Here is a 22,125-nt window from a genome sequence, read left to right as displayed (position 1 = left end):
GGTCCTATCCTGCCTCCTTGCTCACAAGCTACGCCACCGTAGGTAGTTACCGCCGGGTAACTGTAAGAATGGAAACCATGACTGACGCCCAAGTATTTCCCGCCCCCGTTGTTCTGTGGTCCCGGCCGGAGGACCAGCGCACCGGAAAGCCGCTGCTGGTGCTGCTTCACGGCTACGGCGCCAACGAACAGGACCTGCTGAGCCTGGCGGATATGCTTCCCGAGGACTTTGTTGTTGCTTCGCTCCGGGCGCCCCTGGCTACGGGCCCCGGGTTTATGTGGTTCCCCCTGACGGCCTCCATCGAATACACGCTCGACGCCGTCAAAGCTGGCGCCGGTTACGTGCAGGACTGGATTGACAACGTCAAAGCCGACCACCCGTCGGTGACGCTGCTCGGCTTTTCCATGGGAATGGCGATGGCCACCACGCTGCTCCGGCAGCGCCCCGCTGACTATGCCGCCGTCGTCGGGCTTTCCGGTTTTGTGGTCAACGCGGACGGGGACCCATCCTTCAAGGACGGCGAGCTGGACGGCACAGTGCCGCTCTTCTGGGGCCGGGACCAGCAGGACCCCGTGATCACCCCCGACAAGATCGACTACACCATGGGCTGGGTGCGCGGGCACGTCAAGCTCACCAAGGTCCTCTACACGGGCATGTGGCACGGCATCAACCAGCAGGAAATCGGGCACGTCTCCGAGTTCCTGACGCACGAGGTGCTGAACAAATAAACGTACGACGGCGGCCGGCGGCACAGTGCCGCCGGCCGCTTACCCTGTCCTGGCCGACTGAGGCTGAGCCAGGCCTGCTAAATCAGGCTTCGGGGGCCACAACCTGCACGGTCTGCCCGTTGGCGGTGACGGTGTCGCCGTTGTGCAGCTGGCGTCCGCGGCGGTCCTCGATCTCGCCGTTGACCTTGACGAGTCCGTTCTTGATCAGCTCAGCGGCTTCCACGCCGTCCTCCACCAGGCTGGCGAGCTTCAGGAGCTGGCCAAGGCGGATCATGCTGTCGCGGATGGGGATCTCTTGAATGTCCTGGTTGCTCATACAAGCAATAATGCCTGACGTAAGGTGAATCCAATGACCCACACCCCACGGCTGCCGCGCTTCGCGGGGCTCCCGCTGGCCGTCGGCGCGGGACTGGCCATTCCCGTCCAGGGCCGGATCAACGGGGCCCTCGGCGTCCGGCTCAACGACGGCATCGCCGCGGCCGTGGTGGGTTTCAGCGCCGGCCTGGTGGTGATGATCCTGATCTCCCTGATCCTGCCCAGCGGCCGCGCCGGTCTGGCCAGGATCCTGCCGGCGGTCCGGACCCGGGCTTTCCCGCCCGTTTACGTGCTGGCCGGCGGCATCGGTGCCCTATTTGTCTTCGCCCAGTCCTTCACCGTGGGCATCCTGGGCGTGGCACTGTTTACCGTCGCCGCCGTGACCGGGCAGACCCTGAGCGGGCTGCTGGTGGACCGGCTGGGCATCGGACCTGCCGGCAAGAGGGCCGTCACGCCCATGCGGATCATCGGCTGCGTGCTGACGGTCGCCGCCGTAGCATGGGCGGTTTCGCCGCGACTGGCCGGATCGCCGGGCTCCCCGGGCGCCCCTGCCGACGGAGCAGGCGGGCTGGAATCCTTGGTTCTGCCGTTGATCCTCCCTGTCCTGGCCGGTTTCCTGATGAGCTTCCAACAGGCGATGAACGGGACGGCCACGGTCCACTACGGTTCGCCCGTCGCCGCCACGCTGGTGAATTTCGTTGCCGGCTCCGTGTTCCTGTGGATTGCCTTGGCCGTCAAGGTGGCTGTATTCGGGCCGGGCAATCCGTTGCCGGCCGAGTGGTGGTACTACCTGGGCGGGCCCATGGGCTGTGTGTTCATCGGCCTGGGTGCGCTGCTGGTCCGCAGCCTGGGCGTGCTAGTGACCGGGCTCGGCATGATCGCCGGACAGCTCCTTGGCTCCCTGGGGCTGGACCTCCTGGTGCCGGCCCCCGGGAGCGTCGTGGCCCCGGCCACCGTCCTGGGCACACTGCTGACGCTGGCCGCCATCATCCTGGCCACACTGCCGTGGCCGCGGGGCGCCTTCCGGAGGCAGGCAGCTTCCGGAGGCAGCGGCCGGTAGGCTAGGACACGCAGTTCTCTGCATCTCGTTCCTTCGCCCGCCCCGCCCGCACCCAGCGGTGATGCACCCACGTGCAGCGGGGCCAGATACCCGCGGACCGCACCCAGCGGCCCTGTAGAAATTGGAGTCCACCATGGCAGCAAAATCCGTACTCGACCAGGTCATTTCCCTTTCCAAGCGAAGGGGCTTTGTGTTCCAGGCCGGTGAAATCTACGGAGGCTCGCGCTCTGCCTGGGACTACGGACCCCTCGGCGCCGAGCTGAAGGAAAACATCAAGCGCCAGTGGTGGCAGTCCATGGTCCGCGGCCGCGAGGACGTGGTGGGCTTGGATTCCTCCGTCATCCTGCCCCGCCAGGTATGGGAAGCCTCCGGCCACGTTGATGTCTTCTCGGACCCGCTCGTGGAGTGCCTCTCCTGCCACAAGCGCTACCGTGCCGACCACCTCGAGGAAGAGTACGAGGAAAAGAAGGGCCGCCCCGCCGAGAACGGCCTGAAGGACATTGCCTGCGTCAACTGCGGCACGCGCGGCGAATGGACCGAACCCCAGGAGTTCTCCGGCCTGCTCAAGACCTTCCTCGGCCCGGTGGCCAGCGACGAAGGCATGCACTACCTGCGCCCCGAAACGGCCCAGGGCATATTCGTGAACTTCAGCAACGTCCTGACCACCTCCCGCAAGAAGCCGCCCTTCGGCATCGGCCAGATCGGCAAGTCCTTCCGGAACGAGATCACACCGGGCAACTTCATCTTCCGCACCCGTGAGTTCGAGCAGATGGAAATGGAGTTCTTCGTCGAGCCCGGCACTGACGAAGAGTGGCACCAGTACTGGATGAAAGAGCGCATGTCCTGGTACACCGGCCTGGGCATCCGGGAAGAGAACCTGCGCTTCTTCGAGCACCCGCTGGACAAGCTCAGCCACTACTCCAAGGGCACCACGGACATCGAATACCGCTTCGGCTTCCAGGGCTCGGAATGGGGCGAGCTCGAAGGCATCGCCAACCGCACCGACTTCGACCTCTCCACGCACTCCAAGGCTTCCGGCCAGGACCTGAGCTACTTCAACCAGGCCACCAACGAGCGCTACACCCCGTACGTGATCGAGCCGGCCGCAGGCCTGACCCGTTCCTTCATGGCGTTCCTGGTGGACGCGTACACCGAGGACGAGGCACCCAACGCCAAGGGCGGCGTCGACGTCCGTACCGTCCTGCGCCTTGACCCGAGACTGGCCCCCGTCAAGGCTGCGGTGCTGCCGCTGAGCCGCAACGAGGACCTCTCGCCGAAGGCCAAGGACCTGGGCGCGCAGCTGCGCAAGAACTGGAACATCGACTTCGACGACGCCGGCGCGATCGGCCGCCGCTACCGCCGCCAGGATGAGATCGGCACCCCGTTCTGCATCACCGTGGACTTCGACACCCTTGAGGACCAGGCCGTGACCATCCGTGAACGCGACTCCATGAGCCAGGAACGCGTCTCGCTGGACAAGGTGGAAGGCTACCTGGCCGCCCGCCTGATCGGCGCCTGAGCATGGCCATCGAATACCGCGAATGGCGTGAGGGCGATGACCTGACGCTGCTGGAAATCTGGGGCGGCCCGGAGACCGAACAGGCCCGGCAGTTCCGCGGTGCCCTGACGGTCTCCTCGGCCGGCACGGACGGCACTCCGTGGCGCCGCTGCATCGTGGCCGAGGACGTCATTGACGGCGTCGGCATTCCGGTGGCGGCGGGCGCGGTTTACGAGGCCTCGCTGCACCCGGAACGGTTGTGGACCTACATCGAAGTGGCGCGCGATCACCGCCGCGCCGGCATCGGTGCCACGCTCCTGACCATGCTGCGGCGCGAAGTCGGGCAGGCGCCGTCGGGAGTTACCAGGCTGCGCGCGAAGGTGCAGCCGGGCACTCCGGGGGCCGCGTTCGCCGAGGTGTTCGGGCTCGCGCCCATCCAGCGTTCCCGGCTGGTGGTGGTGGAGCCGGGCGCCCTGAAGCTGCCCGTGTTCCCTGCGAAGAACGACGGCGGCGGGCTGGCCAACGACGAAAACGCCGGTTCCGACGTCGTAATGGATCTCGCTACCGGTTCCGTTGAGCTGACCGACGTCGTGGGGCGGTATTACACGTCGATCCACGGCTGGGATTCGCCGGGCGTGCTGTCGGTGGGGCAGGTGCAGAAGCTGTTCCTGGATGATCTCACCGGCGCCCACGGTGCGCTGGTGTTGCGCGCCGAGCCGGGATCCGCCTTTGGCGCCGGGGTTTCCCCCAGCAAGAAGGGCCGGATCCGCGCCTTTGCGGTGAGCTATGCGGAGGCAGCCCAGGACCCGACGGCAGATGCTTCGGCCCAGGGCGCAAAGGCCACGGATGTGTTTGTGGGCCACGAACCCGCGCTTGAGGCAGACGACGCAGCAGCCGCCGTCCGTGACCTGCTCTCGCTCCTCGCATACCAGCACCCGGTCATGCTGGAACTGGACGATTCGATGACAGCGCTGCGCGCCGCCGTCGAGCCCTTGCTGGAAACCGGCAAGGCGCGCCAGGCCGGTGCCGAAACGCTGATCGTCTCGGACTGACCCCACCCGGGGGAGGTTACCGGCGTTTGGGCGGCCACGGGATGAAGCCGCTGGTTGCCTCGACGTATTCCCGGTAACCGGGCCGTCCGGACATCGCCTTTTCCGTCAGGGGCTTCCCGGTCTTCCCGGCGAGCGTCCACACCATCAGTGCCGGAGACAGGACCGTCAGGATGCCCGGCCAGGAGTCTGCGGCAATGAGGAACAGCCCCGTCCAGATAGCCGCATCGCCGAAATAGTTGGGATGCCGGGTATACCGCCACAAACCGGTATCCAACACCGTGCCGCGGCGGGACGGATCCTTCTTGAACCGGGCCAGCTGCCAGTCGCCCACGGTCTCGAACACAAACCCCGTCACCCACAGCAGGACGCCGAGCCCGGCCACCCACCCCACAGGTCCGGTGGCGAACATCCCCACCTGCAGCGTCAGGGACACAAAAAACATCACCACGCCCTGCGGCAGGTAGACACGGCGGAGCGCAAACGCGTTCCTGGATCCGGGCGCCGGGTCCAGCAGGGCCTTGTAACGCGGGTCTTCATGTCCGTCGCGCGCCCGCCAGCCAATATGGCCGCCCAGCCGCAGCCCCCAGACCGCCGTCAACAGAAGCAACAAGGCGCGGCGGGTGTCATCGCCCGATCCGGCCGACAGGAACCAGGACACTACGGCCACCGCGACGAAGCCGGGGCCCCACACGACGTCCATCACCGAGTGCCGGCCCTGCCGCACGGCCACACCAAACGTCAGAGCCAGGACCGCCAGGACTGCCAGTGCTGTCCAGGGCAACGACGCCGCGAACGCCGGCCAGGGAAAAGGGCTCACAGGGCCACCTCAGCGGCGGACCCGGGCACCAGCTCAGCCAGCTTGTTCGAGGCCTGGTGTGTGAACCGCGTGCGCTCGGCGAAAGCCTTCATCACAAAACCGGTGGCCAGCGTGTGCCACAGCCGGCCGCGGCGCACCATAAAATGCCCGGCACCGTGCAGCGAAACATACTGCATGGAGGCTGCTGTCCCGGTGGCTCGGCGCGCAAACGCCAAGGACTGGGACGGGCTGGTCATATGGTCTCCCGTGCCGTGGACAATCAGGACCTTGCGTCCGGCGAGCGGGGTGGCGGGTGTCTCCGGGCCGAGCCACGGGGCCAGCGCCACCACGGCGTCCACCTGCGGATGGTCCGCGGCGGTCACAGCGGTGAGGCCGCCCATTGAGTGCCCCACCAGATACACGGGAACCCCAGGGTGCTGCGCACTGATTTGCTGGAGGGCCCAGCGGGCATCCTGCAGTGCGGACCTGTCCGGCCCGTTCCAGCCACGCACGCTGTTCCGCAGGGACCACACCGCCAGCCCGTGGTCCTTCCCGGCACGGTGCAGGTGACGGGCGAACGTGACCATGCGCAGCGGGCTCAGGTGGTGGGCCTCCACGGGCTCATAGCTGTGTGCTTTGCCCCCGTGCAGGACCAGTGCCACGCCCCGCGTTGTCCCGGGGGCCGCCAGCACAGTGAGTGCCGCCTCCCGCCTCGCAGCAGGTTCGTTGGTGTGGAATTCAGTCCTGCGGTCCGTCACGCGTGGTTCCTCCCGGTTCCTGCCATTTACCAACCTTAAGGCGCCGGACGTAGAGTTCAAGGTATGAGGTTCAACTGCTGATGGGCTCCGGTCACACCCACGTTTCAACAGATCATTCGGAGCCGACGGCCCAGGCGATTGCTGCCCGCCGGAAGGCAAACCGCATCCTGGCCGCGGTGCTGGTGCCGCTGACGCTTCTGACCCTGGCGGGCATGGCCATGCTGTGGCCGTCCGGGTCCAAGGACGGCATCTCCCTCGCCAACCCCTATTCGGCGGCGCCCGGCGTCACGTTCGATACGGGCAAGATCCAGAGCGTCGTGGAAGAAAGCTGCATGCAGGGCTCCACCGCCCCCGGCCAATCCCCGGACACCGGCGGCCAGCCCGCCCCCGCCGGCTCCGACTGCATGTTTGCCTTTACGGAACCGGACCAGGGCGGCAGCCCCGTCAAAGTGGTGGTCAACCCGGAAGTGGCACAATCCCATGGCGTGAAGCCGGGGGACCAGATCAGGTACCTGAACCTTTCCAACGCCCCGGGCGCCGCGGCGTCGCAGGGGTCCCCGGCCTACATCTTCGTTGACTTCGTCCGGACCCTTCCCATCGTGATCCTGGCGCTCCTCTATGCCCTGGTGGTCATCGCGGTGGCGCGCTGGCGCGGACTCCGGGCACTGCTAGGGCTGGTGGGCGCGTATTTCGTCCTTGCCGGCTTTATGTTGCCCGGGCTGGTGGAGGGCAAACCTCCGCTGCTGCTCGCGCTGGTGGGGTCAACGGTGATCATGATCGGGGTCCTGTATTTTGCCCACGGCTTCTCCGCCCGCACATCAACGGCGCTGCTGGGCACCATGTTCGGCCTGGCCATCACGGCGCTGTTGGCGGCGTGGGCCACCGACGCCGCCAACCTCGCCGGAGTGGGCAGCCATGACGCCACCACCCTGATCAATACCTCGGCCAACATCTCCATTTCCGGCGTGATCCTGTGCGGCCTCATCATCTCCGGCCTTGGTGTCCTGAACGACGTCACCATCACGCAATCGTCCGCCGTCTGGGAACTCTACGAGTTGGCTCCCGGCACCAGCGCCCGCAAGCTCTTCACCTCGGCCATGCGGATCGGCCGGGACCACATCGCCTCCACGGTCTACACCATCGCGTTCGCCTACGCCGGCGCCGCCCTGCCCATCCTGATCATTGTGATGCTGTACGACCGGCCGCTGGGGGACACTCTGACCAGCGCCGAACTGTCCGAAGAAGTCATCCGCACGCTCGTCGGCTCCATCGGCCTGGTCCTCGCCATTCCCGTGACCACCCTGATCGCCGTGCTGGTGGTCAAGGCCACCGGCGTCCGGACGGCCGGACAGTCCGCCGTCGGCGTCCCGGACGAAGACCGCCGCCCCCACGGCACCTCGGGCGCCGGCGCCATCAACGCGGACGACGTCGACGATACCGGTGCGCTCGCGGCGGCCGCGTTCGAGAGGCGGTCACGGCAGTCCACGGAAGGTTCCGCCGATCCTGCCACCACCCGGAGGGGACGCCGGGCAGACCGCGGCTGAACGGGCAGCTGACCTACGCCAGGGGACCCCAATGGGCCCGGCGCGCCGATTTGCCCGCCTTTGCGACAATGGACAAGTGACTGTTACCGCAACGCCTCCCGCCCCCAAGCTGGAACTCCCGCCCCTGAAGCTGGGCCCCATCACGGTGGACACCCCCGTGATCCTGGCTCCGATGGCGGGCATCACCAACTCCGCTTTTCGTCGCTTGTGCCGTGAATACGGCGGCGGCCTGTACGTGGCGGAGATGGTCACCTCGCGCGCCCTCGTAGAACGCACGCCCGAATCACTGCGCATCATCTCCCACGATGACGACGAAAAAGTCCGCTCCGTCCAGCTGTACGGCGTGGACCCCGTTACGGTGGGCCAGGCAGTGCGCATGCTGGTTGAAGAGGACCGTGCGGACCACATCGACCTGAACTTCGGCTGCCCCGTTCCCAAAGTGACCCGGCGCGGCGGCGGCTCCGCCCTGCCCTGGAAGACCGACCTCTTCACGTCGATTGTCCAGACCGCGGTCAAGGAAGCGTCCAAGGGCAATGTCCCGCTCACCATCAAGATGCGCAAGGGCATCGACGATGACCACCTGACGTACCTCGACGCCGGCCGGATCGCCCGCGATGCCGGGGTCGCCGCCGTCGCGCTTCACGGCCGCACCGCGGCGCAGTTCTACTCCGGCCAGGCCGACTGGACCGCAATCGCCCGCCTGCGTGAGGCGCTGCCGGATATTCCCGTCCTGGGTAACGGCGATATCTGGTCCGCGGAAGATGCCGTCCGAATGGTCCGCGAGACCGGCGTCGACGGCGTGGTGGTGGGCCGTGGCTGCCAGGGCCGCCCGTGGCTGTTCGGCGACCTGATGGCGGCCTTCGAGGGAAGCGACGCGCGGCACAAGCCGGCCCTGCGCCAGGTCGCGGAAGGCGTGTACCGCCATGCTGAGCTGATGGTCGAGACCTTCGGCAACGATGAAGGCAAAGCGCTCCGGGAGATCCGCAAGCACATGGCCTGGTATTTCAAGGGCTATGTGGTGGGCAGTGAACTGCGGACCAAACTGGCCATGGTGACCAGCCTGGAGGTGCTGCGCGACACGCTGGACCAGCTGGACCTGGGCTCGCCGTACCCCGGCGTGGATGCCGAAGGCCCGCGCGGCCGCGCAGGCTCGCCCAAAAAGCCGGCCCTGCCCAAGGACTGGCTGGAATCCCGTGCCATGAACGCCGCGCAGTCCCAGGACATCTCCGCCGCGGAGCTGGATGTTTCCGGTGGCTGAGACGCGCACCACGGCACAGGCCCTGCCGGGCTACGAGGCCCACGATTCCGCCCGCTGGGTGGAGGAACCGCCCAAAAACAACTACCGCTCCGACTTTGAGCGGGACCGCGCCCGGGTGCTGCACTCTTCCGCCCTGCGCCGCCTCGGCGCGAAAACGCAGGTAGTTGCCCCGGACACCGACGACTTCGTCCGCACCCGCCTGACCCACAGCCTCGAGGTTGCCCAGGTGGGACGGGAACTGGGCCGCGCCCTGGGCTGCGACCCGGACGTTGTGGACACCGCCTGCCTGAGCCATGACCTGGGGCACCCGCCCTTCGGCCACAACGGCGAGTCCGCCCTGAACGAGGTGGCACATGCCATCGGCGGCTTCGAAGGCAACGCCCAGACCCTCCGGCTCCTCACCCGGCTGGAGCCCAAGGTCCTGGCCACCGACGGGCGCCCGGCCGGCCTGAACCTCACAAGGGCCAGCCTGGACGCGGCGGCGAAATACCCCTGGTCCGCGCTGAACGCGCCGGTCATCCACGGCCAGCGCACCAGCAAGTTCGGCGCCTACGAGGACGATCTGCCCATCTTCAACTGGATCAGGGAGGGTGCGCCGGAACGCCGCTCGTGCCTGGAGGCGCAGGTTATGGACCTGGCCGACGACATTTCCTATTCCGTGCACGACGTCGAGGACGCGATCGTGGCCGGGCACTTCCAGCTGCGCTGGATGGACAACCCGGACCACCGGGCCCGTGTTGTGGGCTACGCCAAGCAGTGGTACCTCCCGCACAACGACCCCGCCGCGATCGATGCCGCCCTGGCCCGGTTGGAAGCCACCGACGTGTGGGTCCGCGAGGCCGACGGCAGCCGGAAATCCATGGCCGCCCTGAAGGACATGACCAGCCAGCTGATCGGCCGGTTCTGCCAGAGCGCACTGGAGGCCACGCGTGCCGTCTACGGCCCGGAAAACCTCACCCGGTACAGCGCCGAGCTGATGGTCCCGGACGAGACAGTCATGGAGATCGCGGTGATGAAGGGCCTGGCCACCACGTTTGTGATGACCACCGAACACCGCCAGCCCATCTACGAGCGCCAGCGCGAGGTTCTGCACGCCCTGGTCACCGCCCTGAACGCCACGGGCGACCGCCACCTGGAGCCAATGTTCGCGGCCGACTGGCGGGACGCGCCCGACGACGGCGCACGGCTCAGGGTGGTCATCGACCAGGTGGCGTCGCTGACAGACGGCTCGGCGCTGGCTATGTACGAACGGCTCGTGGGGAGCCTGCCGTCGCTGTGGTGACAGACGCCATAGCGACGCGTTCGCTGTCAGACCCCGGGACTAGGATGGCTCTGTGGCTGGCCTGATCAAACGTGAAGACATAGACGAAGTACGCCAGCGCACGGACATCAAGGAAGTGGTTGACGGCTACGTCACGCTCAAGGGTGCCGGGCTGGGAACCTACAAGGGCCTGTGCCCCTTCCACGACGAACGGTCGCCATCGTTCACCGTGCGCCCCCAGGTGGGCAGGTACCACTGCTTCGGGTGCGGCGAAGACGGGGACGTCATCGCCTTTGTGCAGAAACAGGACCACACCTCATTCCACGAGGCAGTGGAAAAGCTGGCTGCCCGCATCGGGTACGAACTGCGCTACGAAGACGGCGGCACCGGCCCCAACCGTGAGGAAGTCGGCAAGCGCCAGCGCCTCCTGGATGCCCACAAAATCGCCGATGAGTTCTTCCGCGCCCAGCTGCTGACGCCCGGAGCCGCCGAAGGCCGGAACTTCCTGTTCGGCCGTGGCTTTGACCGCGCCGCCTCGGAGCAGTTCGGCGTGGGCTACGCACCGCAGGGCTGGGACGCGCTGCTGAAACACCTCCGCGGCCGCGGCTTCACGGACCAGGAGCTGAAGCTGACGGGCATGTTCTCCGAAGGCAACCGGGGCATCTACGACCGGTTCCGTGGCAGGCTCATCTGGCCCATCCGCGACATCGCCGGCGACACCATCGGCTTCGGTGCCCGCAAGCTGTATGAGGACGACCAGGGCCCCAAGTACCTCAACACCCCCGAAACCACGCTGTACAAGAAGTCCCAGGTGCTCTACGGGATCGACCTCGCCAAGCGCAGCATCGCCAAAGACCGCCAGCTCGTGGTGGTGGAGGGATACACGGACGTGATGGCCTGCCACCTGGCGGGTATTCCGACGGCGGTGGCCACCTGCGGCACGGCATTCGGCACCGAGCACATCAAGATCGCCCGCCGCCTGCTGTCCGACGACGGCAGCGGGGGAGAGGTCATCTTCACTTTTGACGGTGACGCCGCCGGGCAGAAGGCGGCACTGCGCGCCTTCGAGGAAGACCAGCGCTTTACCGCCCAGACCTATGTGGCGGTGGAGCCCACCGGCGCCGACCCCTGCGACCTGCGCCAAAGCAGGGGCGACGCCGCCGTGCGGGACCTGATCGCCACCCGCCGGCCGCTGTTCGAGTTTGCCATCAAAGCCACGCTCAGGCGCCACAACCTGGACACCGTGGAGGGCCGGGTGGCCGCGCTGCGGGAATCCGCTCCGGTGGTGGCCCAGATCCGCGACGCAGCCATCAGGCCCGAGTATGCCCGGGAACTGGCCGGCTGGCTCGGCATCTCGGTTGAAGACGTCAGCCGGGCTGTGGGCGTCGCCATGAAGCGTGCCGCCCCGGGCGGGCCGGCTGCACCGGGGACGCTCGCCGGTGCCCCAGGCCAGATGGCGTCCGCCCAGTCGGGGGCCGTGCAGGCGGGTTCCGCCCAGGCGGGCGGACCCGGCGTGGCTGCCGGGCCGACGTCGGGCGCTGTCCCTTCGTACCAGCGGCCCGACCCCCGGGACCCCGTGGCCTCCATGGAGCGGCAGGCGCTGGAAGTGGCGCTGCAGGAGTCCGCCCTCCTGGGCGGCGGCATCTGGGAGCGCTTCGCGGCCGCACGGTTCGTCACGCCGGCGTTCCAGGCTGTCCATGACGCCATGCGCGCCTCCGGTCCCGGATTGATCGGTGAGCCCCTGCGCTGGGTGGAACAAGTGATGCACGAAGTCCCGGAACCCCTCCGGCCGCTCGTGTCCGAGCTTTCTGTGGTGCCGCTTCCCGCGAGCACCGCGGAAGCCGTACAGAAGTACTGCAAGGACATTCTGTCCCGGCTGTTCGAGCTCCAGATCACGCGGGTCAAGGCGGACAAGATGGGCCAGCTGCAACGGCTGGATCCGGCAGCGAACCCGGAGGATTTCCAGCGGCTCAACAGGGAACTGATGATGCTCGAAATGGAACGCCGGGCACTGCGCTCGGACGCCTGAAACGCGCCGATTTCACTCCCTGCGGGGACTTTGCTAGGCTGGTACCCGCTTCATTCCTCCTTAGCTCAATTGGCAGAGCATTCGACTGTTAATCGAAGGGTTGCTGGTTCAAGTCCAGCAGGAGGAGCGCACAATCCCCGTTCCGGGTCTCCGGAACGGGGATTTTTTTATACCCGGGGAGGGTATTTCGTCTTGCGCCGCGGCCGATTTCACATTCCCGGGAAACCTTTGCTAATGTCATACCTGCTTCATTCCTCCTTAGCTCAATTGGCAGAGCATTCGACTGTTAATCGAAGGGTTGCTGGTTCAAGTCCAGCAGGAGGAGCAGACAAACAAAAAATCCCCGTCCTCTCTGTGAGGGCGGGGATTTTTTGCATTCACACAAAGTCCATTTCCACCTGCAGGAACCGCTCAGCCTCGGCTATGGCCGCGCGGAAGGCGTCCTGCTCGGTGGGGTACTTGCGGGGCTCGCGCGGATGCCATTCATGGGGTGCTGAGTACACCCGGACGAAGCCGGAGGCCGGTGGTGCGTAGAAGATCCCGAAGCGCTGCACGGGCCACTCAGGCGAGGTCTCCGGGGCCACCAGGAGGGCGGCGTTGAAGGCGGCGTTGAACCATTGCGCGATGGGCCGCCGCCGGTCGTCCGTGAAGAGTCCGGCGGCATAGAGGGCCGCGGACTGCTGGCCGGTTTGGGCGCACAGCCGGTCCCACCACATGGGCAATATACCTGAGTCGCAACGTTGCCAGGTGGCCGGGGGCGGCGAGTGGAACTTCCAGCTGGGCACGGAATTATTTTATCGTGGGAAAGCTCCCGGGCGGCAGGGGTGGGCCCTCCCCGGTGGACCGGGATTTGGCGGCACGTCCCAACAGCTAGGGACGGTTCCAAGGGCCTGGGTTGACCCGGTACAGCAGGGCAGCACCTGCAAGCGCGCCGAGGATGATGCCGATGGCGCCACTGCCGAACACTCGCCCAAGGAAGTAACCGGCGACGGCGCCCAGCACCGCCCCGAGGAACAGTCCCCGGGGGTTGCGGTGCGGTTTGCGTTTTATGGGTTTCATCATTGGGTCGACGGGGTTCAGTGGATCGAGGGCACGGTGCGGGGTCTGACGACCAGCCAGAGGCCCGCTATCGCCACCAGTATGCACGCGGCCTGCACGGCGCCCATGGGCGTGGAGCTGGTGATGCCCAGCCACCCCGCCACCGGTGAAACCAGGCCGGCCATCAGGAAGGTCGCGGCACCCAGGAGGGACGCGGCCGTCCCGGCCTGTGCGCCGTGGCTGCTCAGGGCCAGCACCTGCACGCAGGGGAACGTAAAGCCTGCGCCCATGATGTAGAACCAGAGCGGAACCATCACGCCCCAGAGCCCCAGGCCGGCCTGGTCAAAGACCACGATCAGCAGGGCCATAAGGAACATCCAGGCCGTGGAACAAGCAAGGATCCATTGCGGCGGGACAGTACGGATGAGCCTGGAGCTGGTCTGGACGCCGGCCACAATGCCCAGGGAATTGATGCCGAACAGCAAGCCGTATTCCTGCGGCGAGAACCCGAAAATGTCCTGGAACAGGAACGGCGACGCGGACAGGTAGGTGAAGAGGCCAGCGAAGTTCATGCCGCCCACCACCAGCAGGCCCACGAAGATCCGGTCCGTAAAAAGAACCTTGTAGCGCTGGCCGGCGGTCATACCGGTCAGGCCGCGCTTCTCCGGTGGCAGTGTTTCGCGGACCAGGAAGAGCGCGGCGATGATCACCACGGTGCCGTAGCCGGCCAGGAACACGAAGATTCCCGGCCAGGGCATCACCAGGAGCAGCTGTGATCCGATCACCGGGGCCAGGATCGGTGCCAGCCCGTTCACCAGGGCCATACGCGAGAACATCCGGACCATGGCATAGCCGGAGAACAGGTCGCGCACCATTGCCATGGCCACCACGCCGCCGCCCGCAGCACCCACGCCCATGAGGACGCGGAAGAGGCCCAGCGTGGAGATGTCGGTGGACAGGGCTGCTCCCACGGAGGAGACGATGTGCAGGGCGGTGGCCAGGATCAGCGGGAGCCGGCGGCCGAACTTGTCGCTGAAGGGGCCCACCACCAGCTGGCCGAGGGCAAAGCCCACGGTGGTGCCGGCCAGGGTCAGCTGGACCTGAGCCTCGGTGACCCCAAGGCTCGCTTCCAGTGCCGGGAACGCAGGCAGGTACAGGTCGATCGTGAACGGACCCAACGCGGTGAGGGCGCCGAGGAGGAGGATGTACAACAGTTTCCGGCGGCGGGTCAGCGAATCGCCCGGATTGGAGGGAGTGGTCACGGAGATCAATCCTAGGCCCGGAAGTTCCATCTTTCCGGGGTTGCAGGCGCGCCGTGCGGCCAACCCGGAAGTTTGCCCTGAACCTGAATGATAGTTTTGGGGGCGGGACCGTGCTGCCGCGGGCTCCCGCAGGACACGGAAGCCGAACCGACCAGGCAGCAGACTACGCAACAAGTTAGGCGGGAACCGATGAGCGGACGTCACACCGGGCGCACCAGCCAGGGATTGCGGATCACCGCGCTGCCCAGGACGCTGAAACTTCTTTTCCGTCTGGCCCCTCGCCAACTCAACGATGAAATCGCCTTCGCCAAAATCGAGCTCAAGCGCAAGGGCATCCAGGTAGGCGTCGCCGCCGCCTTCTTCGCCGTTGCGCTTATTTTTGTGGCTTTCCTGGTGGTTGGCCTGATCGTGGCCGCCATTATGGGCCTGGCCACCATCATGCCGGCGTGGCTCGCCGCGCTGCTCGTCTGCGCCCTGTTTCTGGTCATTGCCCTCATTGGCGGCCTGATCGGCGTCCGCAAATTCAAGCAGGCCATGCCCCTGGTCCCGGCCGAGACCATCCGCGGCATCAAACACGATCTCGGCATCGTCAAGGAAGGCTCGGACTTCAACGCCGCGCTGCTCGATCCGGCCAGCCCGGAGGCCAAGGCCGCCAAGGCTGCCAAGGACGAGGCTGCCGCGAAGGCCAAGGCCGAGAAGGCAGCCAAGGCCGAGGCGCACAAAAAAGAGTTCCCGCAGGCGTCCGAGCCCGAGCTTCACCGCCGCCTGGAACAGCGCCGGCGCCACCTGGCCCAGGTCCGCGACGAACTGGATACCGAGCTCGACATCAAGCCGCAGGCCATGTTCCTGCTGGGCGCTGCCAAGGAAAAACTGGGGGAGGGCAAGGCTGCCGTTGAACATGGCGCTGCCAAGGCCAGCCAAAAGTACGCTGACTTCTCCGGATCCCCGGACGGCGCCGGCCTCCGCTGGAAGCCACTTGCCGCACTTGCAGCCTCCGCAACGATCTTTGTGGTGCTCCTGCGCAGGCTGCTGCGGAACCCCTAACAACACAAATACGTCACGCTGGGCTCTGAAGTCACACTGGGCTCTAAGGAAGGGGGACGGATTGAGGTTCATCGGCGCTGGTGCGCGGCCCGGCCGCCCCCAGGTTGACCACGACCGCGTCTTCACCATCCCCAACGCCCTGACAGTGCTGCGCTTTATGGGCGTACCACTTTTTGTCTGGCTCGTGCTGGCCCAAAAGGAATATGGGACTGCCGTTGTGGTCCTGGTGGTCATGGCGGGAACCGACTGGATTGATGGCTACGTGGCCCGCCGCTTCGACCAGGCGTCCAAGCTCGGCCGCGTCATGGATCCGCTGGCTGACCGGCTTGCCCTGATAGCGGTGGCGGTCACCCTGGTGATTGCCGGCGTCGTCCATTGGCTGTACCTGGCCGCACTCCTGGTGCCTGACGCCGTGCTCCTGGTGCTGACGCTCTCCTACTTCCGGGGCCATCCGGACCTGCCAGTGAGCCGTGTGGGCAAAGTCCGCACCGGACTCCTGCTCCTGGGCACACCCCTGCTCGTCCTGTCGCGATTGGACACCCCGTTTGCCGGGCCGCTGTACATTGCAGCCTGGATCGTGCTGGGACTTGGGCTCACCGGCCACTGGATTGCCGCGTACAACTATTTCTGGGCCATTCTGCGGAAGGGCCGTCAGCAGTCCCATCACGACGGCGGCACCGCCTGATGGTATGGGTGGCGGTCCTGCTGGCGGTGCTTGGGGCATTCTGCCTTGCCCTGGGTGCGCAGAAGCAGGGGAGCGCCGTCAAAGCCGACACCGGCGGGCTGGCGCTGAGTTCAAACGGCTTCCTCCGTCTGCTCCGCAATCCGCGGTGGGTGCTGGGACTTCTCCTGCTGTGCCTCGGGATGGGAATGAACGCGGTGGCCCTGGTCTCCGCGCCGCTGACGGTGGTGCAGCCGATCGGCGCCATTGCGCTTGTCATTACCACCGTGGTGAACGCCCGCGACCAGGACATCACCATCAACCGGGCCACCATGGTGTCCATCGCGGCCTGCGTGACCGGCTCCGCACTCTTTGTCCTGCTCGCCGTCAACGTGACGCAGGAGAACCACCATGTGAGCCAGGAGGACGAGCTCACCATTGTGCTGCTGCTGGCGCTGGCGGTCGGCGTGTTCGGCACCCTGGCGGTCATGTTCCGGCACCGGATGAGCGCGTTTGTCTACATCCTCGGCGCCGGCGTCCTGTTCGGCTTTGTCGCGGTGCTGACGCGCATCATCGGCAAGCACCTGCTCGACCCGAACGGGCTGGCGCTGCTCAATGTCCAGTGGTATTCGGTGGTGGCCATCGCGGCGGCTGGCGGCCTGGGTTCCTGGTTTGTGCAGAGCGCCTACTCGGGCGGCCCGCCGGACCTTGTCATCGCCGGGCTGACAGTCATCGACCCGATTGTGGGCATCGCCATCGGCATCGTGATCCTGGGCGAGCTGCGCCCGGACGTCCACGCCGTGATGGCGATTGCCATGGCTACGGCTGCTTCGCTTGCTATCGTGGGGGTGATCGCCCTTTCCAGGCACCATCCCGAGGTCACCAAGCGCAGGAAAGATGCGCGGAAGGCGGCGGGCAGGGCGTCCCACTAGCTTGTTACCCAACTCGCGCACTTTCATGACCAGCCGATTCCAAGAGGCCCCGCGCTACCGTGCCGGCGGCCAACCGGTGCGGCCAGCGACAGCTGCCCGTGCCGTGACCTTCAGGAGCTCTTCACGTGACAACGCCCTCTGACCAGCCTCCCCTGACCATCCTGATTGCCGCGGATACGTACCCGCCCCACATCAACGGGGCCGCGCAGTTCAGCTACCGTCTGGCCAACGGCATGAGCGGACGCGGCCACAACGTGCATGTGCTGGCTTGCCGTGCGGACGACGGCGCGAGCTTCACCGAGTTCCGCTCCGAGGCCACCGTGCACCGGCTCCGTTCCCACGGGGTCTTCACCCACGAGTACTTCCGTATCTGCTTCCCTTGGGAAATCAAGAAGGAGATCGGCCTCCTTTTCGATCGGATCAAGCCCGATGTGGTGCACATCCAAAGCCACTACATGATCGGCGAGCACGTCCTCTACGAAGCGGCGAAGCGGGGCATCAGGATCGTGGCCACCAACCACTTCATGCCGGAGAACCTGAACCCGTTCCTGCCGTTCCCGCAGTGGTTCAAGGACATCATCGGCAAGATCTCCTGGAAGGACATGGGCAAGGTCATGGGGCAGGCCGACGTCGTCACCACGCCCACACCCCTGGCCGCCAAGGCCATGCACCAGCACGCTTTCCTGCACAAGGTACTGCCACTCTCCAACGGCATTGACTCCGCAGCCTATGAGCTGCAGCCCGGCGAAGTGATCGAACCAAACGCCCACCCAACAGTGGTGTTTGTGGGGCGCCTGGCCGAGGAAAAGCACGTGGACGTGCTCATCAATGCCGTGTCCAAGACGCCCGCAGAGCTCAACGTCCACCTGGAAATTGTGGGCGGCGGCGAAGTCCGCGCGGCTCTTGAAGCGCATGCGGAACGGCTCGGACTGGGGGAGCGGGTGAAATTCCTGGGACTGGCCAGCGATGAGGACCTCCGGGAGGCCTACATCAAGGCGGATCTTTTCTGCATGCCAGGGACCGCCGAGCTTCAGTCCCTGGTGACCCTTGAGGCGATGTCTGCCTCCACGCCCGTCCTGTTGGCGGATGCCATGGCTCTGCCGCACCTGGTGCGCGACGGCGAGAACGGCTATCTGTTCACACCCAACGACAGCGACGACCTCGCAGCCAAGATCACGCGGATCCTCCAGCTGCCAGCCGAGGAACGGGCGGCAATGGGCCAGGCAAGCCGGCGGATGGTGGAACCGCACAGCATCGAGGGCACACTGCAGACCTTCGAGGACCTCTACCGGGGTGCAAGCTACGACGACAAAGCCCTCTGACACTGGTCTCGCAGTGGCCCGCTCCAGCCTGCCCGGACCCCGGCGCCCTAACTGCGTGGTCCTGATGCCCGCCACTGTTTGCTAGAGTGTTTTTGCCCTGCTGAAGCCGAAGTCCTCCGCGGACCACGCCGGCAAGGGCAGGGGGCTATAGCTCAGCTGGTTAGAGCGCGGGACTCATAATCCTAAGGTCCTCGGTTCAAGTCCGAGTAGCCCTACCAAGCACGACACCGCAGGAACCAAACCATCGTGGAACCGCGGCTGACGAGAGATCGTCGGCCGCGGTTTCTTTCGTTTTCCCGCAATCTGCGGTATGTTACTGACCAGTAACTTACCGTGCCGCTGAGTCCCGGCCTGTCCTGCCATGGCTGGCCTGTCCGCGCTGCTGATCTTGCGAGGGAACCAAATGTCCAAAGCCTCTGTTGACATCAACAACCTTCCGTACGCCGACGGCGACTTCTTCGCCTTCGAGCAGCTTCTCACCGCCAAGGAGCAGGACCGGCTCGCCGAGATCCGGGGCTTCCTCGCCCGCGAAGTCCGGCCCATTGCCGTGGACTGCTGGAACCGCGGCGAGTTCCCCATGGAGCTCATTCCCAAGCTGGCCGAAATCGACCTGGTGAGTCCGGTCAGGCGCCAGGGCTACTCCAACCTGTTTGCCGGCCTGGTCCATGCCGAGGCCACGCGCGCCGATACTTCCATCGCCACCTTCATGGGCGTACACGACGGACTGTTTGCCGGCTCCATCGAAGCCCTGGCCTCCCAGGAACAGCAGGACGCCTGGCTCCCGGATATCTATTCGCTGAAGAAGATCGGCGCGTTTGGTCTTACGGAGCCGCTGGGAGGTTCCGACGTAGCCGGCGGCACGCGCACCACAGCACAGCGAAACGGCGACACGTGGATCCTCAATGGCGCCAAGCGCTGGATCGGCAACGCTACTTTCTCGGATTGGGTGGTCGTCTACGCCCGGGACCTCGCCGACAACCAGGTCAAGGGTTTCCTCGTGGATACGGCGCTGCCCGGCTTCAGCGCCACCAAGATTGAAAACAAGATCTCCCTTCGGACCGTCCAGAACGCAGACATCGTCCTGGAGAACGTGGTGGTTCCGGACTTCTTCAAGCTGGCGGGCGCCAACAGCTTCCGCGACACCAACAAGGTCTTGAAGGTCACGCGGCTGTCCGTCGGCTGGCAGGCAGTCGGACAGCAGCTGGCAGCCTTTGACGTGGCCCGCCGCTATGCCGTGGAACGCCACCAGTTCGGCCGCCCGCTCGCGTCGTTCCAGCTCGTCCAAAGCCAACTGGTGCAGATCCTCGGGAACGCCGTGAGCTCCATGGGCATGATGGTCCGGCTTTCCCAGCTGGAGGATGCCGGCCAGGCCAAGGATGAACAGTCCGCCCTGGCCAAGGCATTTACCACCGCCCGGATGCGCGAGAGCGTGGCGATCGGCCGTAGCCTCCTGGGCGGCAACGGCATCGTGACCGACTTCGAGATGGCCAAGATCTTTGCCGACGCTGAAGCCATCTACTCGTATGAGGGAACCCACGAGATCAACACCCTCGTGACCGGCCGAGCCATCACCGGGATCTCGGCGATCGTCTAGAGCCGTCAGCCGTCAGCCGTCAGCCGTCAGCCGTCAGCGCTCGGCGGTCAGCCAGTGTCCAGCCCCAGGGGCAGCAGGATGGACGGGCGGAGGTCGGTGACGAATTCCAGCGGATTGACGTAGGTGTCCCCCTGCCTGACGCCCCAATGGACGCAGGCAAGAGCGCCGCAGTGCCCGGGTTGCAGCGTTCCGATCATCTCGCCCTTCGCCACCACGGCCCCGGCCGTGAGCGGGCTTTCGACTGGCTCAAAACTGCTGCGGAGACCGCCCCCGTGATCGATGGTGATCACGGGGCGGTCCACCACTACTCCCGCGAAACTGACGGTGCCGGACTCCGGCGAGGTGACCGGGACGCCGTCGTGCGTTGCCTCGAGGTCCACGCCACGGTGCCCGCTCATCCACGGTTTGTCCGGCGGGTCAAAGGCGCGCAGCACCGCGGGCCTGGGGGATAGCGGCCACTCCCAGGAAGCGCGCGGCGCTGTATCCGCTGGAGCCGCCGCGACGGGCAGTAAGAGCACTGCCGCGAGGGCAACTATTGCTTTCATAAGCCCAGCTTTGCGTGCCGGATCCCTCAGCGGGAGTGCGCACTTTGGCCATGTGGAAAACGCCCGTCGAAGGCCCTCGGGTTGTCCTTCGGCTATTGGCTCCTGTTGTACACTTGATGGAGCAGTTTGCTGTGCCCTCAACGCTTGCGTCGGCACGCCTCATTCAGGAATGCGGGGGAGCAGCAACTGACTACGCGTATCCAGCCCTCCAAATCTGAAGCCCCGGCTTTGTATGAGGAGGATTGTGTCTCTTGCGGTCAGGGCCTCGCGGTCCTGATAAGAGTCGCAATGGATGCCAGGAGCACGGCCCGCCTTGGGCCACGCTAATTAACCGTCAACTATTGGCAGGGTAAGAGGGCCTGAAAGGCTCTCTCATGAATGACCTGCCGGAAGGAGCGCCGGCATGCCCGTCGTAACTATGCGCCAGCTGCTTGACAGCGGCGTCCACTTTGGACACCAGACCCGCCGTTGGAACCCGAAGATGAAGCGATTCATCTTCACGGAGCGCAACGGCATCTACATCATTGACCTTCAGCAGTCGCTGTCCTACATCGACCGTGCTTACGAGTTCGTAAAGGCCACCGTTGCACACGGCGGCACCGTACTCTTCGTCGGCACCAAGAAGCAGGCCCAGGAATCCATCGCTGAGCAGGCTACCCGTGTTGGACAGCCTTACGTGAACCAGCGCTGGCTCGGCGGTATGCTGACCAACTTCCAGACCGTTTCCAAGCGCATCCAGCGCATGAAGGAACTGGAAGAGATCGACTTCGACGACGTCGCCGGTTCCGCGTACACCAAGAAGGAACTGCTGCTCCTTCGCCGTGAACTCACCAAGCTGGAAACCAACCTCGGCGGTATCCGCAACCTGACCAAGGCACCTTCCGTGCTCTGGATCGTGGACACCAAGAAGGAACACCTGGCCGTTGACGAAGCCAAGAAGCTGAACATCCCGGTTGTGGCCATCCTGGACACCAACTGCGATCCTGACGAAGTCGACTTCCCGATCCCGGGCAACGACGACGCCATCCGCTCCGTGAACCTGTTGACCCGCGTTGTCGCCGACGCCGTTGCTGAGGGCCTCATCGCCCGCCACAACCGCGCCACGGGCACCACGGAAGCTCCGGAAGAGCCGCTGGCTGAGTGGGAGCGCGAACTCCTCGAAGGCAGCAAGACTGAAGAAGCACCTGCCGCTGAGGCTGCTCCGGCTGCTGAAGAAGCTGCCGCTCCGGCAGCCGAAGAAGCTGCTCCGGTTGCCGAGGAAGCTCCGGCTGCTGCCGAGGCTCCCGCCGCCGACGCTGACAAGTAACACTAGTAGATCCGGATTCTCCGGCGCTGCCTGCAGCGCCGGAGCACCTGACAGGATGGCGGCTCACCCGGTGAGCCGCTGTCCTGTCGGTCCGTACACCACATACATTTTCTAGACAGAGG

At 65.8% G+C, this 22,125-nt stretch carries 21 protein-coding genes and 3 tRNA genes; 17 read left to right on the top strand and 7 right to left on the bottom strand.

Annotated features, from left to right (window positions below; genetic code table 11):
- Positions 1 to 77 precede the first annotated feature (77 nt).
- Positions 78 to 728 (top strand): alpha/beta hydrolase, encoded by a 651-nt coding sequence (locus AU252_RS03635; RefSeq protein ID WP_058929550.1) that lies wholly within the window; start codon positions 78 to 80, stop codon positions 726 to 728.
- Positions 729 to 810: 82 nt separating this feature from the next.
- On the opposite strand, the gene AU252_RS03630 is transcribed toward AU252_RS03635, so the two are convergent.
- Positions 811 to 1,044 carry an RNA-binding S4 domain-containing protein gene (locus AU252_RS03630; RefSeq protein WP_058929549.1) on the bottom strand — a complete coding sequence of 78 codons (234 nt, stop codon included), beginning with the start codon at positions 1,042 to 1,044 and terminating at the stop codon, positions 811 to 813.
- 33 nt (positions 1,045 to 1,077) lie between these two features.
- Between AU252_RS03630 and AU252_RS03625 the strand changes: the two genes are divergently transcribed.
- From AU252_RS03625 to AU252_RS03615, 3 genes are all read left to right on the top strand, one after another.
- Positions 1,078 to 2,103: a DMT family transporter gene (locus AU252_RS03625; protein WP_058929548.1), complete on the top strand. Its 1,026-nt coding sequence runs from the start codon at positions 1,078 to 1,080 to the stop codon at positions 2,101 to 2,103.
- Positions 2,104 to 2,236: 133 nt separating this feature from the next.
- Positions 2,237 to 3,622 (top strand): glycine--tRNA ligase, encoded by a 1,386-nt coding sequence (locus tag AU252_RS03620; protein WP_058929547.1) that lies wholly within the window; start codon positions 2,237 to 2,239, stop codon positions 3,620 to 3,622.
- Positions 3,623 to 3,624: 2 nt separating this feature from the next.
- Entirely contained in the window at positions 3,625 to 4,653 is a 1,029-nt protein-coding gene (locus tag AU252_RS03615) for a GNAT family N-acetyltransferase (RefSeq protein ID WP_058929546.1), read from the top strand.
- Positions 4,654 to 4,669: 16 nt separating this feature from the next.
- On the opposite strand, the gene AU252_RS03610 is transcribed toward AU252_RS03615, so the two are convergent.
- Entirely contained in the window at positions 4,670 to 5,470 is an 801-nt protein-coding gene (locus AU252_RS03610) for a DUF1295 domain-containing protein (protein ID WP_058929545.1), read from the bottom strand.
- Positions 5,467 to 6,207, bottom strand: a complete 741-nt coding sequence (locus tag AU252_RS03605) for an alpha/beta hydrolase (protein ID WP_058929544.1) — start codon at positions 6,205 to 6,207, stop codon at positions 5,467 to 5,469. Before AU252_RS03605 ends, AU252_RS03610 begins: the two co-directional genes overlap by 4 nt.
- Before the next feature lie 80 nt (positions 6,208 to 6,287).
- On the opposite strand from AU252_RS03605, the gene AU252_RS03600 reads away from it, so the two are divergent.
- The 6 genes from AU252_RS03600 (at position 6,288) to AU252_RS03575 (ending at position 12,624) form a co-directional block, all read left to right on the top strand.
- The gene (locus tag AU252_RS03600) at positions 6,288 to 7,751 is read left to right on the top strand and encodes a YibE/F family protein (protein WP_083510245.1); all 1,464 of its coding nucleotides are present in this window, start codon (positions 6,288 to 6,290) and stop codon (positions 7,749 to 7,751) included.
- Between the two features lie 76 nt (positions 7,752 to 7,827).
- Positions 7,828 to 9,009 (top strand): tRNA dihydrouridine synthase DusB, encoded by a 1,182-nt coding sequence (gene dusB, locus AU252_RS03595; RefSeq protein ID WP_058929543.1) that lies wholly within the window; start codon positions 7,828 to 7,830, stop codon positions 9,007 to 9,009.
- The gene (locus tag AU252_RS03590; RefSeq protein WP_056348248.1) at positions 8,993 to 10,291 is read left to right on the top strand and encodes a deoxyguanosinetriphosphate triphosphohydrolase; all 1,299 of its coding nucleotides are present in this window, start codon (positions 8,993 to 8,995) and stop codon (positions 10,289 to 10,291) included. Before dusB ends, AU252_RS03590 begins: the two co-directional genes overlap by 17 nt.
- A gap of 52 nt (positions 10,292 to 10,343) precedes the next feature.
- Positions 10,344 to 12,299, top strand: a complete 1,956-nt coding sequence (gene dnaG, locus AU252_RS03585; protein ID WP_058929542.1) for a DNA primase — start codon at positions 10,344 to 10,346, stop codon at positions 12,297 to 12,299.
- A gap of 54 nt (positions 12,300 to 12,353) precedes the next feature.
- Positions 12,354 to 12,426 (top strand) — tRNA-Asn (locus AU252_RS03580).
- 125 nt (positions 12,427 to 12,551) lie between these two features.
- A tRNA-Asn gene (locus AU252_RS03575) sits at positions 12,552 to 12,624 on the top strand.
- 52 nt (positions 12,625 to 12,676) lie between these two features.
- Here AU252_RS03575 and AU252_RS03570 read toward each other — a convergent pair.
- The 3 genes from AU252_RS03570 to AU252_RS03560 form a co-directional block, all read right to left on the bottom strand.
- Complete coding sequence (locus AU252_RS03570; RefSeq protein ID WP_058929541.1) at positions 12,677 to 13,084, bottom strand: hypothetical protein; 408 nt, start codon at positions 13,082 to 13,084, stop codon at positions 12,677 to 12,679.
- Between the two features lie 85 nt (positions 13,085 to 13,169).
- Complete coding sequence (locus AU252_RS03565) at positions 13,170 to 13,361, bottom strand: hypothetical protein (protein ID WP_056348256.1); 192 nt, start codon at positions 13,359 to 13,361, stop codon at positions 13,170 to 13,172.
- Positions 13,362 to 13,375: 14 nt separating this feature from the next.
- A complete protein-coding gene (locus AU252_RS03560) occupies positions 13,376 to 14,599 on the bottom strand; it encodes a multidrug effflux MFS transporter (RefSeq protein WP_240484312.1) in 1,224 nt (407 codons plus the stop codon).
- Positions 14,600 to 14,788: 189 nt separating this feature from the next.
- Here AU252_RS03560 and AU252_RS03555 point away from each other — a divergent pair, with 189 nt between their 5' ends.
- The 6 genes from AU252_RS03555 (at position 14,789) to AU252_RS03530 (ending at position 20,152) form a co-directional block, all read left to right on the top strand.
- Positions 14,789 to 15,643 carry a phage holin family protein gene (locus AU252_RS03555; RefSeq protein WP_058929540.1) on the top strand — a complete coding sequence of 285 codons (855 nt, stop codon included), beginning with the start codon at positions 14,789 to 14,791 and terminating at the stop codon, positions 15,641 to 15,643.
- A gap of 61 nt (positions 15,644 to 15,704) precedes the next feature.
- Positions 15,705 to 16,328, top strand: a complete 624-nt coding sequence (locus AU252_RS03550) for a CDP-alcohol phosphatidyltransferase family protein (protein WP_058929539.1) — start codon at positions 15,705 to 15,707, stop codon at positions 16,326 to 16,328.
- Positions 16,328 to 17,236: a DMT family transporter gene (locus AU252_RS03545; RefSeq protein ID WP_058929538.1), complete on the top strand. Its 909-nt coding sequence runs from the start codon at positions 16,328 to 16,330 to the stop codon at positions 17,234 to 17,236. The genes AU252_RS03550 and AU252_RS03545 overlap by 1 nt, the downstream gene beginning before the upstream one ends.
- Before the next feature lie 125 nt (positions 17,237 to 17,361).
- Positions 17,362 to 18,558: a glycosyltransferase gene (locus tag AU252_RS03540; RefSeq protein WP_058929537.1), complete on the top strand. Its 1,197-nt coding sequence runs from the start codon at positions 17,362 to 17,364 to the stop codon at positions 18,556 to 18,558.
- A gap of 141 nt (positions 18,559 to 18,699) precedes the next feature.
- Positions 18,700 to 18,776, top strand: a tRNA-Ile gene (locus tag AU252_RS03535).
- A 185-nt stretch (positions 18,777 to 18,961) separates the two neighbouring features.
- A complete protein-coding gene (locus tag AU252_RS03530; RefSeq protein ID WP_058929536.1) occupies positions 18,962 to 20,152 on the top strand; it encodes an acyl-CoA dehydrogenase family protein in 1,191 nt (396 codons plus the stop codon).
- Positions 20,153 to 20,199: 47 nt separating this feature from the next.
- On the opposite strand, the gene AU252_RS03525 is transcribed toward AU252_RS03530, so the two are convergent.
- Positions 20,200 to 20,697: a M23 family metallopeptidase gene (locus tag AU252_RS03525; RefSeq protein WP_058929535.1), complete on the bottom strand. Its 498-nt coding sequence runs from the start codon at positions 20,695 to 20,697 to the stop codon at positions 20,200 to 20,202.
- Positions 20,698 to 21,100: 403 nt separating this feature from the next.
- Between AU252_RS03525 and rpsB the strand changes: the two genes are divergently transcribed.
- Positions 21,101 to 22,003: a 30S ribosomal protein S2 gene (rpsB, locus tag AU252_RS03520; RefSeq protein WP_056348267.1), complete on the top strand. Its 903-nt coding sequence runs from the start codon at positions 21,101 to 21,103 to the stop codon at positions 22,001 to 22,003.
- Positions 22,004 to 22,125: the final 122 nt, after the last annotated feature.

It is taken from the genome of Pseudarthrobacter sulfonivorans (genome assembly GCF_001484605.1).
In the GTDB taxonomy this organism is placed as follows: Bacteria; Actinomycetota; Actinomycetes; order Actinomycetales; family Micrococcaceae; genus Arthrobacter; species Arthrobacter sulfonivorans_A.
The sequence above is the reverse complement of the archived record's forward strand: the minus strand, read 5'-3'. Positions and strand labels throughout refer to the sequence as shown.